The organism is Streptomyces sp. NPDC102279 (assembly GCF_044766365.1).
GTDB lineage: Bacteria > Actinomycetota > Actinomycetes > Streptomycetales > Streptomycetaceae > Streptomyces.
Window position 1 is genome coordinate 1 of sequence record NZ_JBIWLU010000004.1, and the last position, 20,023, is coordinate 20,023.

Genomic DNA, 20,023 nt, shown 5'->3' on the forward strand with positions numbered 1-20,023 from the left:
CCCGCCCCCGGGACCCCCCCCCCGCCCCCGCCCACGGGGGGGGGCCCCCCCCGGCGGGGGGGGGGGGCCCGCGCCCCGCGCCCCCCGCCCCTCGGCCATGACAGCCCTCAGCGCCGCCGCGCCTCCGGTTCGGGGTGCGCCTGGGTCAGTTCGGGCTCCAGGCCCTCGCTCACGTCGGCATGACCGCGGCCCGCGTCGGCCCGCCAGGCCTCGAAAGCCCAGGCGGTGAGCGCGACCACGGCGAGTCCGAGGAGCCAGCCGCCCACCACGTCGCTGAACCAGTGCACGCCCAGGGCGACGCGGGTGAAGCCGACCCCCACCACCGACAGCCCGGCGACGTACCAGCAGACCATCCGCCAGGAGCGCGGCACCATCGGCAGCAGGACCAGCAGGAAGATGGCGAAGGAGGTGGTGGCGGTCATCGCGTGGCCGGACGGGAAGGAGAAGCCCGGGGCCTGGGCCACCGGATCCTCCAGGGACGGGCGCGCCCGCTCCACGACCGTTTTGACCAGCAGTCCGATGACGCCGCCGGCCACCGCCGTGACGGCGGACCAGGCGGCCAGCCGCCACGCCCGCCGGTACAGCAGCCACACGGTCAGTACGGCGACGGCGGTGCGCAGCGTGGTCGGATCCCATACCCAGTCGGACAGGAACCGCAGGGTGCTCGTCCACGCGGGGTGGTCCAGGGCGGTGGTGTGCAGCGAGTGCGCCGCGCCGGAGTCCAGCCGGCGCAGCGGCTGCCACTGCCCCTCCACGAGCACGAGGAGCAGCCCGAAGGGCACGGCGGCGACGGCGGCGACGGCGGCCGAGGCGAGAAGCCGGGCGCCGAACCTGCGGTCCGCCTCGCGGCGGCGGCGCTCTCGAAGGGTGCGGACGGCGACACGCACGGGCATCAGACTCCCGGGTCGGGGTGGATCGGACCGGGGCGGCGGGCCCGCGAGGCCTCCAGCTGCGCGGCGAAGGACAGTCCGAGGAACAGGGCGATGGACGTCAGATAGGCCCAGAGGGTCAGCGACATGAAGGCACTGAGCGGTCCGTAGATGGTGTCGAACGAGCCACTGATGTCCAGGTAGAGGCTGAGTACCCAGGTGAGCGCGGTCCACAGCACCAGGTACACGGCGGCGCCGAAGGCCAGCCAGGTGTATCCGGGTTGCTTACGACGCGGGGAGCGGCGGAAGATCGCGCTCGCCGAGAGGAGGGCGAGCAGCAGGCCGACCGGCCAGCGCATGACCTCCCAGGCGGTCTTGGCACCTCCGTCGAGGTGGTAGACGGTCACGACGGAGGACGCCAGGTCACCGCCGGCCACCATGATGATGAAGCCGAGGCCGAGCGGTATCCCGGCGCTCACCGACATCACCAGACCCCGCAGGTACTTCTGGTAGAAGACACGGTCGCGTTCGTTGCCGTAGATCCGGTTGGCGCCGCGCTCTATCTGGCACATCGCGGTGGTCACGTTGACCATCGAGAACACCAGGCCGAACCACAGGGCGACCTGCGCGCCGTCGCCCGCCTTGTGCCGGCTGCGGCGCAGCGCGTCGTCGACCACCTCGGCGCTGGGACCCGCGGCGAGCTGGTGGATCGTCAGTTCCGCCACCTTGCCGATGTTCTCGGTGTGCACGGCGCTGGAGAGTCCGACGAAGGCGATGGCGAGGGGAATGACGGCCAGCACCATCTGCAGGGCGAGCGCCCGGGAGTGGCTGAACCCGTCGGCGTAGCGGAACCGGACGAACGAGTCCCGCAGCAGCCGCCAGCTGCCGTAGCGGCGCAGGGACACCAGCGCGTCGTCGGCGGAAAGTTCCTCGCCGGTCATGTCCCGTGTCTCGGGGACCTTGGTGGCCGTACCCATCACTTCTCCCGCGACGGCAGCAGAACGGTCAACGCGCCCGGTCGGACCTCGGCGGTGATGCGCCGGCCGGGGCCCACCGGATCCCCGTCGAGCTCCCGGGACTCCGGGGTGTCGAACGTGATGTCGGCGCGCTTGAACGTGAAGAACTCCACCGGCACCGCCTTGCCCGAGTCGTCGTCGGCCGGAAGGGTCCGCGCGGGGGTCCCGGAGGATGTGCCGGGGCGCCGCATCAGGGTGCGTACGGCGCGAACCCAGCCGCCGGGACCACGCGGGTCGAGGACGAGGAGGTCGAGCAGTCCGTCGTCGGGCAGGGCATCGGGGAGCAGCGTCATCCCACCCTGCACCGTTCCGACGTTGCCGACGAGCACCATGCGGGCCGTACGGCTGAAGGCGGGCGCGTCGTCGAGCCGGACCGTCAGGCGCATCCGGGGCGTCCGCAGCGTGCCGACACCGGCCAGCACGTAGGCGGGCCAGCCCAGGCGGGCCTTGGCGCGCGGGTCGGTGTGTTCCATCATCGCGGCGTCGAGACCGGCTCCGGCCATCGCGGCGAAGTGGGTGGCGTCGAGGTCGTCGCCCTCGATGTGGCCCAGGTCGAGCCGGTGCGGCCGGCCGGTCAGCGCTGCCTTGAGCGCCGCCGTGGCGGCGAGCGGCAGACCCAGGTTGCGGGCCAGCAGGTTGCCCGTGCCGCTGGGGACGATGGCCAGCGGGACGTCGCTGCCGGCCATCGCGTCGGCGACCGCGCGGACGGTTCCGTCGCCGCCGCAGACCACGACGACGGTCGCGCCGTCGCGGATCGCGCGGATGGCCTGTCCGGCGCCCGGATCGTCGGCGGTGGTCTCCAGGAAGACGGGTTCGCGGTGGCCGTGCCGCTCCAAGGTCTCCCGCAGCTCCTCGCGTGCGGCGGCGTCGGTGACGGTGGGATTGACGATCACGGCGGTGGTGCCGGCCGGGCGCTCCTCGTGAACCTCGTCGGCCGTACGCGCGGCCGGGACGGCCGCCTTGGCGGGCGGCGCCGCCACGGACTTGTCGACGAACAGGGCACGGCCGACGATCAGTAGGGAAAGACCGCCGTTGGCCATGCCGCCCAGGACGTCCGTGGGGTGGTGCATGCCCCGGTAGAGCCGGGCGACGGCCACGATCAGCGGCAGGAGCAGCAGGAGTCCGCCCACGACCTTGCGCCAGGGTCCCCGCATGCGGGACAGCGCGAGCACGGCGAGACCCGCGTACAGGGCGGTCGCCGCGCCGGTGTGCCCGGAGGTGTAGCTGGACGTGGGCGGCGAAGCGTCGAGGCGGTCCACCGTCGGCCGGTGGCGGTCCACCGACATGGTGATCGCCAGGAACACCAGCGACTGGAGCGAGACGGCGACGGCGAGGAAGACGGCCTGACGCCACATCGGCAGCCGCGGTATCAGGATCAGGCACAGGCAGGCCAGGAGCGTGCCGATGACCACCGTCAGGGTGTTGCCCGCCTCCGAGGCGATGAACGACAGCGTGTTGAAGGTGCCCGTGCGGACATCCTCGAAGCCCTCGTTGACGTTGTCCTCGACCGTCAGCGGCCACAGGCCCTTGGCGGGGCCGGTGATGAGCAGGCCGATCCCCACCATCAAGGCCGCCTGGCAGACGGTCAGCACACCAATGCGCGCGGCTGTCTTGCCGGTGCCCCGGGGCAGGCTGAACGAGCGGGTGGAGCGCGCGTCCTCCGCTCGGGCGCCGGTGGTTCCGGCGGATCTGTCCGGCACGGTCGTAGGCATCAGGGGCTCCCAGGGTCAGCGCTGAGCGGCTGGCTCCGACCCGGGTCGCGCTTTCTCCCGGGTCCACCGCCGTTTGCCCCGGAACCTCTGGAACAGGCCTGTCACCGCGCGGAAATACGCCAACCCCCAGATTTCGACCGCGGACACACGTCAGGGACGGCCCCGGACGCACCGCTGTGCGGCACACCCGAGGCCGTCCCTGTCGTGGCTTCCCGGAGCCCGGTCCCGTACGCGCACGGGCCGGGGAACTCCGGCGGCCGGCTCAGCCGTGGTACGTGATGTACCCGTTGCCGTCACGGTCGTTGGCCGACGCGCTGTACGCGTGCACGTCGGCGCGGGCACCGGACGGCTTGTACAGGTTGAACGTGTCCTTGTCGTTGTTCCAGAGGAAGTTGCAGTTCTGGCGGTAGACGACGTTGTTCGCGTCCGAGTCGGTGCCGTGCCCGCCGCGGAGCTTGATGTAGTCCCCCGGCTGGAGGTAGTGGTTCGACGGGAACGTGAAGGTGGTGCCCACGGCGTCCTTGACGACGTAGCCCTTCAGGTTCACCGTCGCGCTGGACGAGTAGTTCTTGATCGTCAGGTACTCGTCCCGGGTGTTGCCCGTGGAGCAGCTGTTGGAGTCCCGGCCCGGAGCGTCGTACTGCACGCCCTTGACCTTCAGCGCGGACGAGTACTCGGTGGCGGCCTGCGCCGGAGTGGCGGCGACGGCCGCGAACGCCCCGGCAACGGCGGCGGTGACTGCCAGGGCAGCACGAATACGCATGAGGATTCCCCCCTCAGTGGTGCGGATGAAGCTCCAGGAGCATACCGAGCGTGTGGCCACGAGGTGACAGGAATGTGTGGGCTACGTAAAGGAGATCTCCGGCCCGGTGGGTGCGGCCCGACGTGCCATGCCTCCTGACCTGCTGTGACTTCCCCCACCTCCCCTTGTCCCCACAAGGAAGGCATACCTAAGTTGTGCCCCATGGATCCCCATACCTCCCCCACGCCCCACGATCCCGACGGAACGCTCCCGAGCGGCGCCGGACGGCCGGACGCCCCCGAGCTGGTCGACTTCACCGTCGACCTGACCGCCCACGAGGTCCTGCGCCAGGCCCAGGCGCTGGCCGCGCTCGGCCCCGACTGGGACCCGATCGAGGCGATGCGAGGCGAAGAGGCGGCAACGGCCCTCCTCTACTCCCGTCTCGACGAGGAACAACAGCGCGTGTACGACGACCTCGTCGCGTCCGGAGTGCTGCCGCGGCGCGGAGACGGCAGTGCTGCCGCTTGATCCGCAGGCGGACGTCGGGCGCCGTGCCTGGGTGACCTGCCCGAACTGCGCCGACAGCCGCGGGTGCGCCTCGTGCGAGCAGCGGCGCTCGTGCTCCGTGCACTGGCGCTACCTGCTCTCCACCACCGGAAGCCTGCTCCATCTGCAGTGCCCGTCGTGCACACACGTCTGGGCCCACGAGACCGGCTTCGGCGCCACCCGCTCCTGGCGGGACCGGATCGCGCGCGGCCGGCCGAAGCGCTGACGGCGTCGGGAGATATCCTCCGAAGGCCCCAGGCGGGTCGAACATCTCCGATGTGCCGCTGTGGGAAGATCGCAGCCCCGCACGAGAGAAGTCCGGGCCCCCGCACGCCATCGTTCACATATTCGATGACGTTCGTGGCCCACCGGTGGATGACGGACCGGTCCGCGCGGGTAAAAGAACCTGTGCGCACCTGCGCGAAGACCCTCACTGCCGAAGGACGCCGGTCTTGGACCTCCCACACTCCGAAAGCCCTGCCGCACGCCGTCCGGGACGGACATGGACCGTCCGCATCTCCGGCCACAGTGACCGCACGGCCTCCGTCACCTGCTCCTCTCCCTGCGTCATGCCGCCGCGCTCCCGCGACCTCACCGCCCTGCGCCGCTTCGCCGAGGCTCATGTCGGCGCGCACGCCCGGGCCGCCACCGTGCACCCCGACGCCGCCTGTGCCTGCCGGCAGACTCAGTGCGCCTCCCACGAGGGCAGCCAGGTCCACTGCGCGGGCAGCGTGCTGCTCGTGCTGCGGCACGACCCGGCCGTCGGTCAGGTGTGGACCCTGATGGAGGTCTGCGCCGGCTGCGCCCCCTTGATGAACCACACCCGCGTCCTCGGCCGGGCCCTCCCTCGCACCCGAACCCCCGTCGCGCCGGCCCCGGAGACCCCCGCCGCCGGCACGTCGGCGGCCGTACCCGCGGTCGCCGGTGGCTTCAGCGCCCCGAGCGGCCCCGGCTTCAACAGCAGTGACGCACCCGCGGCGCCGTCACGGTCCCGCTCCGGCGGTCGTGGCCGGCCTCAGCCCCGGCAGGGCCGCAGGGATCAGGGCAGGTCCTCCCGCGGCTGACCACGGCGCGCCGCGGCCACGCGGGGCGCCACCGGTTCTCGTCACGCGGGACCCCGGGTCAGCAGGACCCGCGTGCATGCGTCGGCGCCCGTCGGCGGACGGCCCTCACGCGGCCGGACTGTCCAGCGGGCGCAGTTCGTCGGCGTACGACACGGACACGCGGCGCATCAGTCCGTCCCCGGTGATGTCGTACTGGCCCAGGCGCCACAGAGGCGGCGAGTAGGCGTGCAGCGAGACCGCGTCGTCCGTGGCGCCGGTGAGCCGGTGGATGTGCTCCGGACCGAAGCAGAACGACTCGCCCGCACCGACCCCCACCGACAGATGACGGCCGCCGATCCGGGGGTTGGACTCGTTCAGCACCCCTTGCACGACCCGGACCGCGCCCGCCGAGATGTCGTGGTCGTGCCAGCCGGTGTCGCTCTGCCGGGTCCAGCACAGCAGCCAGACGTCGACGTACTCGTCGCGGTGCAGCGACGCGTAGTGCCGCTCCGCGTGCGAGAAGGCGACCTGGTCGCGCCAGAGTTCGGGCCGGGCTGCCAGGCCGTCGACGAGCCGCTGGAGTTCGTGCTTGTCGAGCGTGCGGTCCGGCAGGGACGAGTACGTCACGGCGGTGTTCCCTTCCAGGATGGGCCCGCCGCACGGATCAGGCGCGGCCGTGCAGCAGGCGGGCGGGGTTGACGGTGCGCAGGGCGTGGACGGCAGCGTCCGCGCCCAGATCGGGGACGACGGGAGGGGCGTAGGGCCGGTCGCTCCCGCTCACGACGACGTCGATGCCGGCGGCCCGGACCAGGGCGTCCACGGCGCGGGTGCCGTAGGAGGAGGTGTCGTAGAAGACGTCGAAGTCGACCTCGCCGCGCCCGCCGCCCCGCGCCGCGAGCCGTTCGCCGTGCAGGGGCGCCAGACCCGCGAGCGCCGCGAAGCAGACCCGCAGCCCCGGATGGCGGGCGCGGCCGAAGGCCCGGAACGCGAACCACGCGCTGTGCAGCTGCTGTTGGTAGGGGACGAGCGCCGCCCACCAGGACGGGGCCCCGGGCGCGGAGGGCGCCGCGCCCGGATGGACGAACAGTGGTCTGTCGAGGCGGCCGAGAAGGTCGAGCAGCGGGGCGCACACGCGCCAGCCCGCCGCGTCGAGCAGTGCGGTGGCCGGGAGTTGCAGTCCCACGCAGCCCTGCCGGAGCGCCTGCTCCACCGCGTCGGGGTCCGGCGCGCTCAGGCAGGCGGAGGCCCAGACGCCGAACGGCGCCGGCAGCGCCAGCGCACCCGCGTGGAAGGCGTCGAGCAGCGGCAGGGACTCGGCCGGCGGCAGGTACTCGATGCCCAGCGGGCTGGACAGTGACACAAGGGCCAGGTCGAGGCCGTCGGCGACGGCCAGCCGCACACGGGCCTCGACGTCGTGGTCGCCCGGATCCACAGCGAAGGGCGGTTCGCCGGCCAGGTGCAGCGTCCAGCCGTCGAGCCGCGGAGGCGCGGTGCGCGCCCTCAGCAGCTCGACGAAGGCGGGCGGCCAGATGTGCTGGTGGACGTCGATGGGCACCCTGAAGTCCTCGGAGGTCCGTGCGGTGTCGCGGGAGCGGTGCTCGGTCGTCGGGCATTGGTTAAGCGCTTCACTGATGCGCTTAACTTAAGCGATTAACAACCCGGCGTGTCAAGCACATGCCCGCGATCCGGACGCGGCCCGGTAGGCTTCCCGGCATGGTCAGGCCCGCGAAGCGCACCACCCTCAGAGAGGTGGCCGAGGCCACCGGCCTCTCCACCGCCGCTGTCTCCTACGCCCTGCGCGGCAAACACGTCTCCAAGGAGACCGAGGAACGCGTGCGCAAGGCGGCGGCCGAACTCGGCTACGAGGCCGACCCCATCGCCCGGGCCCTCGCCAGCGGACGCACCAGCATGGTCGGTGTCCTCGCGGGCGACCTGCAGGACCTGTGGCAGCAGCAGCTGATGGCGGCCATCGGCCGCGAACTCCTCGCCGGCGACCGCTACGCGCTGATCCTCGACGCGGGCGGCGACCCCGACCGGGAGCTCGTCCTCGCCAAGCAACTGCGCGACCAGCGCGTCGACGCCCTCCTCGTGTCCCCAGTCAACCCGGCGGCCGAGGGGTGGGCGGCGATCGCCGACGCCCTGCCCGTCGTCGCGGTCGGGGACTCACTGAGCCGGGCGCGCACGGTCGGGCAGGTCATCTTCGACAACCGGGCCGGCATCGACGCCGTACTGGAGTACCTCCACGGCCTCGGCCACCGGCGGGTGACCGTCCTGACCCCCACCCGCCCGAGCACCCCCGACCGCCCCGCCGACGTGTACGTGCGCGAGGCCGCCGACCGGATAGGGCTGCGCGCCGAACTCGTGCCCTGTCCACAGGAGTTGGGGGCGGCGACCGTCGTCGCCAGAGGCGTCCTCGAAGGGGACCGGCGGGCCACCGCCGTCTTCTGCTTCTCCGACTCCCTCGCCTACGGGGTGTACGCGGCGGCGGCCGAGGCCTCGCTCGTCGTGGGACGGGACGTCTCCGTGGTCGGCTTCGACGACCACCCGGTCTCCCGCGTCCTCACACCCCCGCTGACCACGGTGGGCTGGGGGCTGACGCAGATCGCCGCCGAGGCCGCCCGGCTGACCGCCTCGGCGATCGAGGGGAAGCGGGCGCGCAAGAAGCGGATCCTGTGCGCCCCGATGATGTGCGCCCGCGGCTCCGCCGTAGCCGTCTGACCATCCCGCGGGGTCTGCGGGTCCGGCGGTTCCTGCGCGTCATGGGCAGTGGTAGGTGAGCCGCGTTCCGACGCTGCGCCGCACCGGTGACATCAGGCGCAGCTCGGCGCGCGCCGTGTACCTGCCCTCGCCCTGGAAGGTCCACAAAAGATGCAGGTGCGCTCGCTTCTGACCTTGCGTCACCTCTTCGTGCAGGACCTTCGAGGAGGTGCCGTCGCTGCGCACCCAGCGGTAGGAGAGTTCGCCCGGCCGCCCGTCGGTGGTGACGGTGGCGACGATGTCCGCCGTCGCGTCGCATCCGGGCGAGGACGACGTGGCGGAGACCGCGACGCCGTCGACGCCCACGGAGGGTTCGGAGCGGTGCCAGAGGAGGAAGGCGAGGACTGCCAGGAGGGCCATGGCCGGCAGAACGTGCCGCCGCCAGGTCCGGCGGGGAGCCTGGGCCGGGACGGGCACCGCGGCCGATCGGCGTACGGTGTCGGCGTTCACCCCGGGCCCGAAGCGCAGCAGGGTGCCCTCGACCCGGTCGGGCGGTGTGTCCAGGACCGTGGGCTCCGACAGTGCCCGGGTCGTCGAACTCCCGTCGAGGGCAAGGGTGTCGGAGGCCCCTGAAGCGACTCCCTCGGTGTCGGGGGAGTCGGGCCGCTGGATCCAGTGACTGGCCAGGACGGTCGCACTGTAGTCGTCGTCGGAAGGGGCGCCCGGAGCGCCGGGTTGTTCGTTCATCGGAGGGTGCACCGCCGGGTCAGGAGCTGCTGCGAGGCACCGCCGTCAGCGGAGACGGGCTGCGTCCCGGCCCGGACACCCCAGTAGCAGCCCGCCCCTTGGAAGGTGTGGTCGAGGGCGATGGTGTACTCGGTCGAGCCGCTGCGCCGGTAGCTGTCGGCCGCACCGTCCTGGGCACCGGCCTGCCTGCTGGTGTCACCGGTGGACCATGTGACCGTGATGTCGACGGGCCCGGTTCCGTCCGTGGTGACGGTGACCGACGCCGTGGCGGTCGCCGTGCCGGTCTGCCGGAAGCCGCCGAACACCACCGACTTGACGCCGACTTCGGGCGACGGCGAGGTCGTCGTGGGTGCGGTGGTCGTGGGGGCCGAGGTGGTCGGCGGCGCGACGATGGCGGTCGTGGAGGCCGAGGAAGGCGTCGGTGTCGTGATGTCGTCCGTCGAGGTGGCCGACGCGGACACCGTCGGGACGGCCGAGTCGGACGACGACGCGGACGGTGTCGGAGAATCCGGGTCCGCCGTCACGGGTAGCCCGCCGGTCCCGTCCGGACCGGCACTCGTGGTGGCCAAAGCCTGTGCGGCCTGTCCCGGTGTGCCGAAGCCGGGCGCCTGCCGGTCGATGCCGTACGTCAGGAGGAGGGCCGCGACGATCGCGGCGGCTGCGACGAGCAGCGAACGGCCGCCGGGACGCCACGCGCGCAGGACGTCCGGGGTCCTGCCGAGGACGGTACGCGCCGTGTCCGTGACGCTGTTGCGCGGCTTGGCGGGGGCATGGGGCAGAAGCAGCAGCGAGAGCGCGGCGAGCGCGGCGAGGCGTCCACGTCCGCGCTCCTCCCAGTCCGGTCCGTACGCGGCGCCCGCGGTGGCCTCCAGCTCCGCCACGAAGTCCTCGGCGTCGGCGGGCCGTTGCCCGGGCGCCTTCGCCAGACCGCGACGTACGAGGGCCCGCACGGGCTCGGGCGCCTCGTCGGCGGGGATAGGGCCGTCCACGTGCTGGAGCGCGAGTTCGGCCAGGTTCTCGCCCGTGTAGGGCTTCCGGCCGGTGAGGCACTCGAAGAACGTGGCGGTCGCGGCGTACACGTCGGCGGCCGGGGACGCCGGGGCGCCGGTCCACTGCTCCGGCGCCATGTACGACGGAGTGCCCGCGATGCCCGCGGTGGTGCCGTCGGCGGCGGCGATCCCGAAGTCCACGAGCTTGGAGGTGCCGTCGGGGCGGACGAGGACGTTCTCCGGCTTGTAGTCGCGGTGCACCACGCCGATCCGGTGGGCGTCCGCGAGGCCGAGCAGGGAGCCCTTGAGCAGGACGAGCGCGGCCTCGGGAGCCAGGGGCGCCTCCCTACCGAGCAGGGTCCGCAGACTGACCCCGTCGACCAGTTCCATGACGATCGCCGCGCCGTCCGGGCTCTCCACGTACTCGTACAGCCCCGCCACGTACGCACTGCGCAGGCCGCCGAGCAGCCGGGCCTCCGCCCTGAACTCCCGCACGAACCCCGGGCGGGTGCGCAACGACTCACTCAGGTACTTGACCGCGACAGGCAGCCCCGTCCCCTCGTGCACGGCCAGCGCGACGCGTCCGCTCGCGCCCGACCCGAGTTCCCGTGACTCGGCGTACCCCGGTACCGCCCATGTGCTCATGCCCCCACCCCCCGAGACCTGCGGCGCGTGAGGCGTTCCTGCCCCCACGCGCTCCCAGCCGTGTGCTGTGAGACACGATTCCGGCCGGATCGGTTCCGGCCGTCACGAAGCGGAGCGCCAGGCATGCCACGCCTCCTAGGCGCGGCGTCCCCCACCGGCGGGATGATCCGGGCACGAGCAGATCCGGTCATGACGGTCCACCCTCGAAGTCCTCCTGCTCCATCCGTAGGTGGCGGTACTCGTGCAGTCCTCAGCCCGTGCCGCGTCCTGCGTCCTGCGTCCTGCGTCCTGCGTCCTGCGTCCTGCGTCCTGCGAGGACGGTGTGCCGACCGAGCGGCGCGAGGGCCCGGACCGGCTCGGTCGGGTCTCGGCTTGCTGCCTGTTCAGGGAGAGGGGTGAACCAGGCCGCCCTCGTAGGCGGCGATGACCAGGTGCGCCCTGTCTCTGGCTCCCAGCTTCACCATGGCCCGGTTCACATGTGTCTTGGCCGTGAGGACGGAGATGCCGAGGTGATCCGCGATCTCGTCGTTCGACAGTCCCATGGCCGCCAGCGTCACCACCTCGCGCTCTCGGGCGGTCAGACTCTCCAGCGTCGGCGCGGCCTGCCGTGCGGGGCGCCTGCGGGCGATGAAGCGCTGGATCAGCGATCGTGTCGCTGTGGGCGACAGCAGCGCGTCACCGGCGGCGATCGTCCTGATCGCGTCGATCAGTTCCTGCGGGTTGATGCCTTTGCCGATGAATCCACTGGCTCCCGCCTGCAGGGCACCTGCTACGTGTTCGTCGGTCTCGAACGTGGTCAGGATGAGCACCTTCACCCCGGTCAGAGCCTTGTCACCGGTGATGATCCGTGTCGCCTCGATCCCGTCGAGACCAGGCATGCGAATGTCCATCACCACCACATCCGTCGGCCGGCTCCTGACGTGGTCCACGGCCTCCGAACCGTCGGATGCCTCACCGACCACCTCGATGCCCGACGTGGCCTCCAGCAGGATGCGGAAGGTCCCTCTGAGCAGCGCCTGGTCATCGACCAGAAGGACGCGAATGCTCATTCGCTCTCCCCGGAACTTGCCGACGGAAGGCCGTCGGAACCGATGGGCAGGAGCGCGTGGACGCGGTAACCGCCCGACGTCCGGAGGCCGGCCCGGAGGGTTCCGCCCGCCGCGTGCACGCGTTCAGCGAGGCTGATCAATCCCAGGCCCGTGCCGGAACCGTGACCCGGTCCGGCACCCCCGTCGTCGGTGACGGAGACTTCCAGGTGGGTCCGGTGATCCGCGATGACCACGGTCACATGGGCGTCGGCAACATGCTTTCGCGCGTTGGTCATCGCCTCCTGGACCACCCTGTAGGCGGCCAGGTCCGTCAGGGCCGGAAGAGCGGCGGGTGGCCCGTCGCATCGGACTTCCACGCGGAGGCCGGCATGGCGGAACGAGTCCAGCAACGCCGGCAGATCACCCAGTCCTGGCGCCGGGGCAAGGGGCTGGTCGGAGTCGTCGGCCTGGCGCAGCAGGCCGACGGTGGCGCGCAGCTCGTCAAGCGCTGCCCGGCTGGTGTCGCGGATCTGCCCGAGGGCCAGATGGGCGCGCTCGGCATCCTGGCGAACCAGATGGTGGGCCACTCCCGCCTGCGCGTTGACCAGGGTGAGGTGGTGTGTCACCACGTCGTGCAGTTCCCGGGCGAGACGCATGCGCTCGGCCACGACCTGTCGGCGCGCTTCCTCCTCCCTGGTCGCCTCGGCGTGTTCCGCGCGCTCCTGATAGGAGACCAGCAGTTCGCGCCGGCTCCGTACGGCGGCCCCGACGGCAGTGGGCAGTTGGGTCCATGCCAGCAGCGCGAGGTTCGACTCCACGGCCGACAGTTCGGGGCGTACGACGAACGCGGCAGCAGTCATCACGAGTCCCACGGCCACGCCGGTGCGTACCGCGGTTCGACGGTCCGTCCGGGCCGCGAGGAGGAAGAGCGCCGCGACTGCCGGCGCGGGAGGCGGCGACGCATCGGGAACGAGGGCGAGAAGTACCACGCTGGTGGCGGCCGTTGCCCATGTCGTCGCTTGCGGCCATCGGTGGGCGCCCAGGACCAGCAGACTGCAGAGCGCGGATATCGCCCCGGCCGGACGAAGATCGGCCTGGCCCTGGTGCGACACCAGCATCATGATCGGTCCGGTGATGAGCACACAGCAGACAGCGGCCAGGGCGTCCACGGCGAATGGCCGCCGTGCCGGACGGTCGGCGAGGTTCCGCACCGCCGCCCGGAGGCCTGTGACTGGTGCCATATCCCTTCCTCCGTGGTTTACGCATGAGGCCCCAGCGAGCGCCGGAGTGACCCCGGTGCGACAGCGATCTCCCGTCACCGTGGCTGCCGGCAGTGATGTCGGAGCGGAAGCCCTCGGCGGTCTTCGTCTCGAACTGATCCGGTGCCCGCGGTCTTTCGGGACGAGCCTCTGATGTCACGGTTGCGGTGGGCACAGGATGACACCCACCGCGACGACGGGTTGCGTCAGGGCTCCTGGGCTGCTGCGGACGCCGGGTTCTCCTCCTCCCACAGCGGGTGGTGGTGACGCGCCCAGCCCCGCGGGACCTGCCCGGTGCGCAGCCCACGACGGGACTGCGCGTCGCGGACGGCCATCCGTATGTGGCCGAGTACCAGAGCCGCGATGAGCAGGGCCAGCCAGTCGTGGACGAAGGTCGCTCCCGTACGCCACACGATGGGCGCGAGACGAGGGAACCACAACACCAGCCCGGTGCCGATCATCACGAGCAAGGCTCCGGCCAGGACGTTCGCGTACAGCTTCTGCCCGGCGTTGAACTTTCCGGCCGTTCGGGGCCGCCCGTGAAAGGTGGCACGCACCCAGCCGCGGTCGTGCGGGCCGAAGCGGTTCAGACGGCTCAGGTCGGCACGGAACGCGCGGGAGACCAGGCCTGCCAGAAGGGGGACCGGCATGGCGATGCCAGCCCACTCGTGCACGGTCACCAACAGCCGTCGTCGCCCGACGAGTTCGGCCAGCACCGGCAGGTAGAGGAAGGCGGCGGTGACGAGGGCGGTTCCCACCAGAGCGGCTGTGCCCCGGTGTATCCAGCGTTCGGCGGTGGTGAAGCGCTGGACCAAGTCCGGGTGTTCAGCTGGTCGGGTCATCATCGCGTCCGTTCGACTTGCCGACCCAGCCGTCCACCTCGTAGCCGCGACGCTCCCAGTAGCCCGGCTGGACGCGGTCGGTGACGGTGATGCCGGACAGCCACTTGGCCGACTTGTAGAAGTACATCGGGGCGGCGTACAGACGTACCGGGCCACCATGGGCAGCGCTCAGCGACTCGTCTCGCATCTTGTAGGAGACCAGCATGTCGTGGCGTCGCGCCTGCTCCAGGGTGAGGCTCTCGGTGTAGATCCCGTCGAAGCAGGTGAAGGTCACCGCGGCAGCGTTGGAACGCACTCCGGCGAGGTCGAGGAGATGAGACAGCCGTACGCCGGTGAAGGCGGTCTGGGGAACGCGCCAGCCCGTGACGCACTGTACGTCCCGCACCAGGCGGGTGCTCGGCATGGCCGTCAGTTCGTCCAGTCTGTACGAGGCGGGGCGGTCCACCAGACCGTCTACGGTCAGCCGGTAGTCGTCGGTGGAGAGGTGCGGGACCTTGTCGGCGACGGAGTAGAAGCGGAAGCCGCCGCCACCGGGCAGCAGTGAGACAAGGCCGGTGGGGTCCTTGCTGGCTATCCCGGCGAGTGTGCCGTCAAGCCTGCGTTGCGCGGGCGCGCCCACCGCCACTCCCAGGGCGCCGAGCCCCAGCGCACCGAGGATGATCCGTCGTCCGACGGGCCTGTCCTCGCCGTGCCCTCGGCCGGGGGCGTCGGCACTGTTCGTGCTCACCGTCGATCTGCCCGTAGCTTCCTGACACCGCTGACCAGGAGTGCCACGCCCACGACCGCAACGACCAGGCCGATGCCCAGCCATTGCGATTCGCCTGACATCACTTCGCTGTTGTCGACAACGCCGGCGCCCTGCAGCGACCACACCACGCCTATGAAGAGCAAAAATGCCCCGACGAGTGGCCGTACCCACTTCTTCATCCGCTGCTCCCTGGATTCTGCGTGCGTCACCTGCGACGCGTCACGTCGAACGGGACCAGTCTCCCTGTGCACCGCACTTCAGCAGTCATCCGCAGGAACGGAGTGGGGCTACCACCGCGGCAGTGGACAGCACTGCCGGATACCACGGCCGCGGTACGCGGTGCGTGCGCCCTTGCGAGCACCGGTCCGCCGGGTGGGCTCACGCCGATCCGGTACGTCAAAGCGCCGCGGCGGTTCCCGCGCGAACGCCCCGGCCACGCGCTGAACAACTGACCCCTGCCGGCCGATTGATTTCTTACAAGAGTGACAGCTCACGACACGCTAAAACCAAGGGCCTGCTCTTCCACCGTGCTGGGTAGAAGGTTCGGCCGGTGCCGTCGATGGGCGATCGCGAGACGAAGTGGTCCTGCGAAGGCCTCCATCAGCGGCAGCGTCCGCTGGTACCGTCCCTTCACGGTGATCCCGCGTGCCTCGACGTCGGTGTCCGGGACGCCGTCAGCGCCCGGGTGCAAGCCCACTTCATGGGCAGGGACGTCTGTGCGAGCGATTGGCTGAAGGCCGCGGCCGTGCTGGAGACAGTCGCTCTGCACGAGCCCCTGGAGACGAAGAACGAGTTCTTCGCCCGGCTGGTCGCCGAGACCTTCCCGAGCGCGAACGAGAGTCCATGCGCTACGAACCCGCGGACGCCCTCGCCCTCGTCAAGCGCGCCAGACACAAGGGCGCCGGTCGTACGGGAGATCGCAGCGCAGCTTCGCGCCCGGGCCGCCGCCTGAACCGCGCCCTTTCGTAAGGCAGCGGCACGACCGGGCGTTCTCGCATCCGGGTAGCGCTGCCGTTCCGAAAAGCACTCCTGCGCCCCGAGTCAGCAGTGTCTCTCCGGTGGTGAGAGCCGCGCCCGGCCGTCTCAGGCAGGAATGACGCCACGGCTGTTCCACCGACATGTAGGTGAAGCCGTGCTCGCGCCTCTGATGCGGATCGAGCAGGTTGCGGTCGACGAACACTGCTCCTGGAGACCGACGACGACACAGCCGTCACGAAGCGGAGCACCAGGCCTGCCACGCCTCCTCGGCGCAGCTGTGCCACCGCACACGGCGGTCGCGGGCAAGGAGGGAACGCCAGGGTTCGTCGGCCATGACGTGGAAGACGCGGGGGCCGTCGGGCAGGAACGCGCCGCGTGCCTCCTCGCCGCCGGGCACCTGGGCCTGGCGCAGGTCGAGGAAGACGACGGCCTGCTGCCCGCACCTCTCCCGCAGCACGGCGGAGAGATACGAGGCCGCGGATCGCGGAAGCCGCCCGTCCACCACGATCCAGCTGCGTCTGCCCGTCAGCGCGATGATCCGGGCACGAGCCGATCCCGCCATGACCGTCCTCTCTCGGAGTCCTCCTGCTTCATCCGTAGCCGGAGGCGTCACGGATTGGCCCGAACCGGCAACAGAAGTGGATCAGTTCGCGGACCCTACCCCCGCCGGGCTCCCGGACGAAGCCCTTCAGCCGACACGCGCCAGCCCCCGGGCGTCACGGCGGGACAGGCCGCGGGAGACGCGCAGCGGATCGAAGTCGTCGGCGCGAGGCGCAAGGAGCTGCGGATCGCCGAGGACCGTGCCCGCGTACACCTCGGGCAGCAGGGGCCGGTCCAGAATGCGGCCCACCGTGGTGATCCCGCTGAGGGCCGCACCCAACACCCCCGCTCCGTAACGGGAGTTGTGCCCCACGGTGAAGAGGCCGTCCACCGCGGTACGGCAGTCCGGGCGGCGGCCCGGACCGCCCCAGTCGTGCAGACCGTACGGAGTGCCGCCCGGACTCAGCGTGTAGCGCTGGTTGGTGTGGGCGGTCGCCGTCTCCTGATGCGTGATGTGCTGCCGGAAGGGGCCGACGGCCTCCTCCGCGAGACGGATCAGGGCCTCGCCCACCCGGGCCTTCTCCGCCATGTAGTCCGAGCGCCGCCGGTAGCGGGGATCGGTCCCGGGCAACGGGGGGACCAGTGTCATGATCTGGAAGTTGCTGTGCCCGGGCGGGCAGATCTGACGGTTTCCGGGGTCCTTCAGCGAGGCGAACGACAGGAAGGCGAAGGGTGGTTCGCCGCCGTCACCGCCGAGCGCGGCCGCGTAGGCGCCCTCGATGTCGTCGCCGCGCCACCACCAGATGTTCGCCCGGGGCAGGTCGAGCGGCCGGTCGAGCGCGACGTACACGGTGGCCACCGAGGCCCGCATGATCGCGGCCCGTGTCCGGCGCACCACGTTGTCCTTGAACCCGCGGCCCCGGCACAGCCCGAGGACGGTGTTGGAGTAGTCGGCGTTGGACACCACGAGCGGCGCGTGGACCGTCGTTCCGCCGGCGAGGACGACGCCCTCGCAGCGCAGGTCGTCCGACACCCGGATCTCCGTGACCGGACAGCGCGTGCGCACCTCGCCGCCGTGTGCCTCGATGACCTCGACGAGGGTCGCCGCGAGGGTCTGGCCCCCGCCGTGCGGCACACAGGCGCCGCGCAGATAGTGGTCCAGCATGCTGGCGTGCGTGGTGACCGGGGTCCCGGACGGCGCACTCCCGTAGTTGCCGGACTGGGCGGCCAGCAGGGTCGCCGCGCGGGGCGGGAGCCGGTGATGGGTGAAGAGTTCCCCGAGCGTACGGCCCGCCCAGCGCAACACGACGCCGCTCTGTTCGGGCGTGCGGGCGTCCGGTGTGCCGAGCATCGAGGCCCGTACGGCGTCGGCGACGTGCCGCAGGTCGCGCAGGCAGGCCGTGATGTCCTCGGCGTGGTGGGGAAGCGCAGCCGCCGCGCGGCGCGTGTACGGGTCCCAGCCGAGCGGGACGTCCAGCCGTACACCCGGCAGGACGATGCGGTCGAAGCCGTCCGGGTCCATCGGCTCGAACGTGACGCGGTCACGCGCTCCCAGACCGCCGAGGATGGCGGGGAGGATGCCGTCGGGGCCGCAGTCCCCGAGGTAGTGCACGCCCACGTCGAACTCGTACGCCCGCCGGCGCCGGAACACCTGCGTGTTGCCGCCGGTGACGTCGTGCTGTTCGGCGACGAGGACCCTGCGCCCGGACACCGCGAGGTAGCCGGCGCAGACGAGGCCGCCGATGCCGCCGCCCACGATCACCGCGTCGTAGGAGACGGCGGTGCCGTCACAGGGAGATGCCACCGTGGACCTCCAGGACGCTGCCGGTGATGTACGACGCCCGGTCCGAGACGAGGAAGGCCGTGAGGTCGGCGACCTCCTCGGGCGTGCCGAACCGGCGCATCGGAACGGCCTTGAGCAGCCGGGCCCGTGCCTGGTCCGTGAGCGCGGCGGTCATGTCCGTCTCGATGAGCCCCGGGGCGACCACGTTGGCCCGGATGCCGTGCCCCGCGACCTCCTTGGCGAGCGCCTTGGTGAAGCCGATGATGCCGGCCTTGGCGGCCGAGTAGTTGGCCTGCCCGACGTTGCCGTGGATGCCGGAGACGGAGGACAGCGTCACGATGCGTCCGGCGCCCCGCTTGATCATCGGGAAGGCCGCCGCCCGGCAGAGGTGGAAGACGCCGTCGAGGTTGGTGTCCATGACGTCGTGCCAGGCGTCGTCGGCCATCAGGGCGAGCGGACCGTCCCGGGTGATGCCGGCACAGGCGACCGCGGCGAGCACCGGGCCGAGTGTCTGCTCCGTGTCGTTGACCCACTCCCTGACGTCCTGGGCCACGGAGACGTCGACGCGGGCGCTGAGGGTGCGCGCCCCCAGTTCGACGGCCTCCTTCTCGACACGCCGGGCGGCCTCGTCGTCCGAGCGGTAGCAGAAGCTGACGTCCCACCCGTCCTGGGCGAGGCGGGTGACTACGGCGGCTCCGATGCCTCGGGAACCGCCGCTGACCAGGGCGACCTTGCTCATCGCGACTCCAGGGGGCGGGGGTGGACGGTGAGGAGCGCGGCCGCGGCCAGGCCCTGCGGGTCGGTGGACGTCACCAGCAGATGCCGGTCCCGTTCGGCGCCGGGGCCGGCGAGGGTCAGCGCGGCGGCGATCTGGAGGGATGCGGCAGCCGCGCCGGTGTCGCCGAGGAACGTGCCGACGGCGGGCAGACGTTCCGCGGCCTGACGTGGCAGCAGCGCTGCGACGGCGTTGGCCTCGTCGTCGTCCAGGCCGGACCGGGCGACGCCCCAGACGTCGGAGCTGTCGAGCCCCGCGTCGGCCAGCACCTCCCGGACGACCTCGCTCAGAACCCGCTCGGCGGACGCGGGAGGCGGCACGGCGGTGGACCGGACGGCCCGTACGGTCGCGAGCGGGCGGACCGTCGGCGCGGTGGTGACGCAGACGACGGACGCGCCCTCACCGAGGCGGCCCGTCCTCACGCCGGCCACCCGTGTGGCCGTCCGTGAACCGCCCTCGGTCCCCTCCGCGGTGGGGACGCCGAGGGACCGCTCGTGCAGCCAGGCCCGGTCGGGCGTCCACTCCTCGGCCCCGCCGCACAGGACCGTGCGGGCCCGTCCGGCGCGGAGCAGTCTGCGGGCGTACGCGAGGGCGAGGATTCCGGCGGGACGTCCGGCCGCGAGCGTGGTGTTGGGACCCCGCAGGTCGTGCCAGATCGCGCAGCGGGCGGCGGCACAGTTCATGACGCTGTTCGGGATGACGCTGGGCTCGACGTCGTAGGGCCGGTTCCCGGTCAGGGAGGCGTGGGTGAACTCCATCATCGACTGGACGCTGCCGGTGGTGGTGCCGAGGACCAGTCCCGTCTCGGCCGGGTCGTGCCGCGCGTCGAGGTCCGCCATCGCGGCGCCCACGGCGGACACGGCCAGCGCGGTGACGCGGTTCATGTAACGCGTGCCCTTTTTGCCGAGCAGCAGACGGGCGTCGAAGTCCGGTACGACATGGGCGTGTTCGCTACCGGACAGCGGCGCCGGACGATCGCCTGCCGCGTCCCCGCGTACACCCTGGGCGAAGTCGGCCGCGGTCCGGCCGTAGGCGGAGACCGCCGACCAGGCGATGATGTTCAT

21 protein-coding genes are annotated in these 20,023 nt (G+C 71.8%); 4 read left to right on the forward strand and 17 right to left on the reverse strand.

All coding sequences use genetic code 11. From position 1 onward, the window contains the following. Positions 1-107 precede the first annotated feature (107 nt). From ACIRQH_RS09805 to ACIRQH_RS09820, 4 genes are all read right to left on the reverse strand, one after another. Positions 108-893 carry a phosphatase PAP2 family protein gene (locus ACIRQH_RS09805; protein ID WP_404225037.1) on the reverse strand — a complete coding sequence of 262 codons (786 nt, stop codon included), beginning with the start codon at positions 891-893 and terminating at the stop codon, positions 108-110. Beyond that, on the reverse strand, positions 893-1,846 hold the full coding sequence (locus tag ACIRQH_RS09810; protein WP_388872238.1) for a YihY/virulence factor BrkB family protein: 954 nt from the start codon (positions 1,844-1,846) through the stop codon (positions 893-895). Before ACIRQH_RS09810 ends, ACIRQH_RS09805 begins: the two co-directional genes overlap by 1 nt. Next, positions 1,846-3,597, reverse strand: coding sequence for a diacylglycerol kinase family protein (locus tag ACIRQH_RS09815; RefSeq protein WP_388872235.1), 1,752 nt, complete (start codon positions 3,595-3,597; stop codon positions 1,846-1,848). Before ACIRQH_RS09815 ends, ACIRQH_RS09810 begins: the two co-directional genes overlap by 1 nt. Before the next feature lie 262 nt (positions 3,598-3,859). Beyond that, the gene (locus ACIRQH_RS09820; RefSeq protein ID WP_404225040.1) at positions 3,860-4,360 is read right to left on the reverse strand and encodes a lamin tail domain-containing protein; all 501 of its coding nucleotides are present in this window, start codon (positions 4,358-4,360) and stop codon (positions 3,860-3,862) included. A gap of 201 nt (positions 4,361-4,561) precedes the next feature. Between ACIRQH_RS09820 and ACIRQH_RS09825 the strand changes: the two genes are divergently transcribed. The 3 genes from ACIRQH_RS09825 to ACIRQH_RS09835 all read left to right on the forward strand — a co-directional run bounded on the left by ACIRQH_RS09825 (position 4,562) and on the right by ACIRQH_RS09835 (position 5,949). Continuing rightward, entirely contained in the window at positions 4,562-4,867 is a 306-nt protein-coding gene (locus ACIRQH_RS09825; protein WP_404225042.1) for a DUF6400 family protein, read from the forward strand. Then, the gene (locus ACIRQH_RS09830) at positions 4,854-5,111 is read left to right on the forward strand and encodes a hypothetical protein (protein WP_388872226.1); all 258 of its coding nucleotides are present in this window, start codon (positions 4,854-4,856) and stop codon (positions 5,109-5,111) included. The genes ACIRQH_RS09825 and ACIRQH_RS09830 overlap by 14 nt, the downstream gene beginning before the upstream one ends. A gap of 343 nt (positions 5,112-5,454) precedes the next feature. Continuing rightward, positions 5,455-5,949 carry a hypothetical protein gene (locus ACIRQH_RS09835; RefSeq protein ID WP_388872223.1) on the forward strand — a complete coding sequence of 165 codons (495 nt, stop codon included), beginning with the start codon at positions 5,455-5,457 and terminating at the stop codon, positions 5,947-5,949. 105 nt (positions 5,950-6,054) lie between these two features. Here the strand turns inward: ACIRQH_RS09835 and ACIRQH_RS09840 are convergent, their stop codons facing one another. Next, positions 6,055-6,555, reverse strand: coding sequence for a cysteine dioxygenase (locus ACIRQH_RS09840; RefSeq protein ID WP_404225044.1), 501 nt, complete (start codon positions 6,553-6,555; stop codon positions 6,055-6,057). A 37-nt stretch (positions 6,556-6,592) separates the two neighbouring features. Further along, positions 6,593-7,483, reverse strand: a complete 891-nt coding sequence (locus ACIRQH_RS09845; RefSeq protein ID WP_404225046.1) for an amidohydrolase — start codon at positions 7,481-7,483, stop codon at positions 6,593-6,595. Between the two features lie 158 nt (positions 7,484-7,641). Here ACIRQH_RS09845 and ACIRQH_RS09850 point away from each other — a divergent pair, with 158 nt between their 5' ends. After that, positions 7,642-8,646 carry a LacI family DNA-binding transcriptional regulator gene (locus tag ACIRQH_RS09850; protein WP_358822169.1) on the forward strand — a complete coding sequence of 335 codons (1,005 nt, stop codon included), beginning with the start codon at positions 7,642-7,644 and terminating at the stop codon, positions 8,644-8,646. A gap of 39 nt (positions 8,647-8,685) precedes the next feature. On the opposite strand, the gene ACIRQH_RS09855 is transcribed toward ACIRQH_RS09850, so the two are convergent. The 11 genes from ACIRQH_RS09855 to ACIRQH_RS09905 form a co-directional block, all read right to left on the reverse strand. Further along, positions 8,686-9,372 (reverse strand): hypothetical protein, encoded by a 687-nt coding sequence (locus ACIRQH_RS09855; RefSeq protein ID WP_404225048.1) that lies wholly within the window; start codon positions 9,370-9,372, stop codon positions 8,686-8,688. Beyond that, positions 9,369-11,006 carry a protein kinase gene (locus tag ACIRQH_RS09860; RefSeq protein WP_404225050.1) on the reverse strand — a complete coding sequence of 546 codons (1,638 nt, stop codon included), beginning with the start codon at positions 11,004-11,006 and terminating at the stop codon, positions 9,369-9,371. Before ACIRQH_RS09860 ends, ACIRQH_RS09855 begins: the two co-directional genes overlap by 4 nt. A gap of 383 nt (positions 11,007-11,389) precedes the next feature. Further along, on the reverse strand, positions 11,390-12,055 hold the full coding sequence (locus tag ACIRQH_RS09865) for a response regulator (protein ID WP_404225052.1): 666 nt from the start codon (positions 12,053-12,055) through the stop codon (positions 11,390-11,392). Next, positions 12,052-13,275: a sensor histidine kinase gene (locus ACIRQH_RS09870; protein ID WP_404225054.1), complete on the reverse strand. Its 1,224-nt coding sequence runs from the start codon at positions 13,273-13,275 to the stop codon at positions 12,052-12,054. The genes ACIRQH_RS09865 and ACIRQH_RS09870 overlap by 4 nt, the downstream gene beginning before the upstream one ends. 224 nt (positions 13,276-13,499) lie before the next feature. Then, a complete protein-coding gene (locus tag ACIRQH_RS09875; RefSeq protein WP_404225056.1) occupies positions 13,500-14,135 on the reverse strand; it encodes a cytochrome b/b6 domain-containing protein in 636 nt (211 codons plus the stop codon). Next, positions 14,119-14,862 carry a molybdopterin-dependent oxidoreductase gene (locus ACIRQH_RS09880; protein WP_404225058.1) on the reverse strand — a complete coding sequence of 248 codons (744 nt, stop codon included), beginning with the start codon at positions 14,860-14,862 and terminating at the stop codon, positions 14,119-14,121. The genes ACIRQH_RS09875 and ACIRQH_RS09880 overlap by 17 nt, the downstream gene beginning before the upstream one ends. After that, the gene (locus tag ACIRQH_RS09885) at positions 14,859-15,062 is read right to left on the reverse strand and encodes a hypothetical protein (protein ID WP_404225060.1); all 204 of its coding nucleotides are present in this window, start codon (positions 15,060-15,062) and stop codon (positions 14,859-14,861) included. The genes ACIRQH_RS09880 and ACIRQH_RS09885 overlap by 4 nt, the downstream gene beginning before the upstream one ends. A gap of 1,031 nt (positions 15,063-16,093) precedes the next feature. Then, on the reverse strand, positions 16,094-16,423 hold the full coding sequence (locus tag ACIRQH_RS09890; RefSeq protein ID WP_388872194.1) for a hypothetical protein: 330 nt from the start codon (positions 16,421-16,423) through the stop codon (positions 16,094-16,096). A 126-nt stretch (positions 16,424-16,549) separates the two neighbouring features. Then, entirely contained in the window at positions 16,550-18,205 is a 1,656-nt protein-coding gene (locus ACIRQH_RS09895; protein ID WP_404225062.1) for a phytoene desaturase family protein, read from the reverse strand. Further along, the gene (gene fabG / locus ACIRQH_RS09900) at positions 18,189-18,923 is read right to left on the reverse strand and encodes a 3-oxoacyl-ACP reductase FabG (protein ID WP_388872189.1); all 735 of its coding nucleotides are present in this window, start codon (positions 18,921-18,923) and stop codon (positions 18,189-18,191) included. The genes ACIRQH_RS09895 and fabG overlap by 17 nt, the downstream gene beginning before the upstream one ends. Beyond that, on the reverse strand, positions 18,920-20,023 hold the full coding sequence (locus ACIRQH_RS09905; protein WP_404225064.1) for a beta-ketoacyl synthase N-terminal-like domain-containing protein: 1,104 nt from the start codon (positions 20,021-20,023) through the stop codon (positions 18,920-18,922). Before ACIRQH_RS09905 ends, fabG begins: the two co-directional genes overlap by 4 nt.

Excerpts from the sequence above, each read along its gene's own strand:
- ACIRQH_RS09905 (WP_404225064.1), bottom strand. The coding sequence starts at position 20,023 with ATGAACATCATCGCCTGGTCGGCGGTCTCCGCCTACGGCCGGACCGCG.
- ACIRQH_RS09815 (WP_388872235.1), bottom strand. The coding sequence starts at position 3,597 with ATGCCTACGACCGTGCCGGACAGATCCGCCGGAACCACCGGCGCCCGA.
- ACIRQH_RS09805 (WP_404225037.1), bottom strand. The coding sequence starts at position 893 with ATGCCCGTGCGTGTCGCCGTCCGCACCCTTCGAGAGCGCCGCCGCCGC.
- ACIRQH_RS09820 (WP_404225040.1), bottom strand. The coding sequence starts at position 4,360 with ATGCGTATTCGTGCTGCCCTGGCAGTCACCGCCGCCGTTGCCGGGGCG.
- ACIRQH_RS09855 (WP_404225048.1), bottom strand. The coding sequence starts at position 9,372 with ATGAACGAACAACCCGGCGCTCCGGGCGCCCCTTCCGACGACGACTAC.
- ACIRQH_RS09860 (WP_404225050.1), bottom strand. The coding sequence starts at position 11,006 with ATGAGCACATGGGCGGTACCGGGGTACGCCGAGTCACGGGAACTCGGG.
- ACIRQH_RS09885 (WP_404225060.1), bottom strand. The coding sequence starts at position 15,062 with ATGAAGAAGTGGGTACGGCCACTCGTCGGGGCATTTTTGCTCTTCATA.
- ACIRQH_RS09825 (WP_404225042.1), top strand. The coding sequence starts at position 4,562 with ATGGATCCCCATACCTCCCCCACGCCCCACGATCCCGACGGAACGCTC.
- fabG (WP_388872189.1), bottom strand. The coding sequence starts at position 18,923 with ATGAGCAAGGTCGCCCTGGTCAGCGGCGGTTCCCGAGGCATCGGAGCC.
- ACIRQH_RS09835 (WP_388872223.1), top strand. The coding sequence starts at position 5,455 with ATGCCGCCGCGCTCCCGCGACCTCACCGCCCTGCGCCGCTTCGCCGAG.
- ACIRQH_RS09890 (WP_388872194.1), bottom strand. The coding sequence starts at position 16,423 with ATGGCGGGATCGGCTCGTGCCCGGATCATCGCGCTGACGGGCAGACGC.
- ACIRQH_RS09865 (WP_404225052.1), bottom strand. The coding sequence starts at position 12,055 with ATGAGCATTCGCGTCCTTCTGGTCGATGACCAGGCGCTGCTCAGAGGG.
- ACIRQH_RS09870 (WP_404225054.1), bottom strand. The coding sequence starts at position 13,275 with ATGGCACCAGTCACAGGCCTCCGGGCGGCGGTGCGGAACCTCGCCGAC.
- ACIRQH_RS09850 (WP_358822169.1), top strand. The coding sequence starts at position 7,642 with ATGGTCAGGCCCGCGAAGCGCACCACCCTCAGAGAGGTGGCCGAGGCC.
- ACIRQH_RS09875 (WP_404225056.1), bottom strand. The coding sequence starts at position 14,135 with ATGACCCGACCAGCTGAACACCCGGACTTGGTCCAGCGCTTCACCACC.
- ACIRQH_RS09810 (WP_388872238.1), bottom strand. The coding sequence starts at position 1,846 with ATGGGTACGGCCACCAAGGTCCCCGAGACACGGGACATGACCGGCGAG.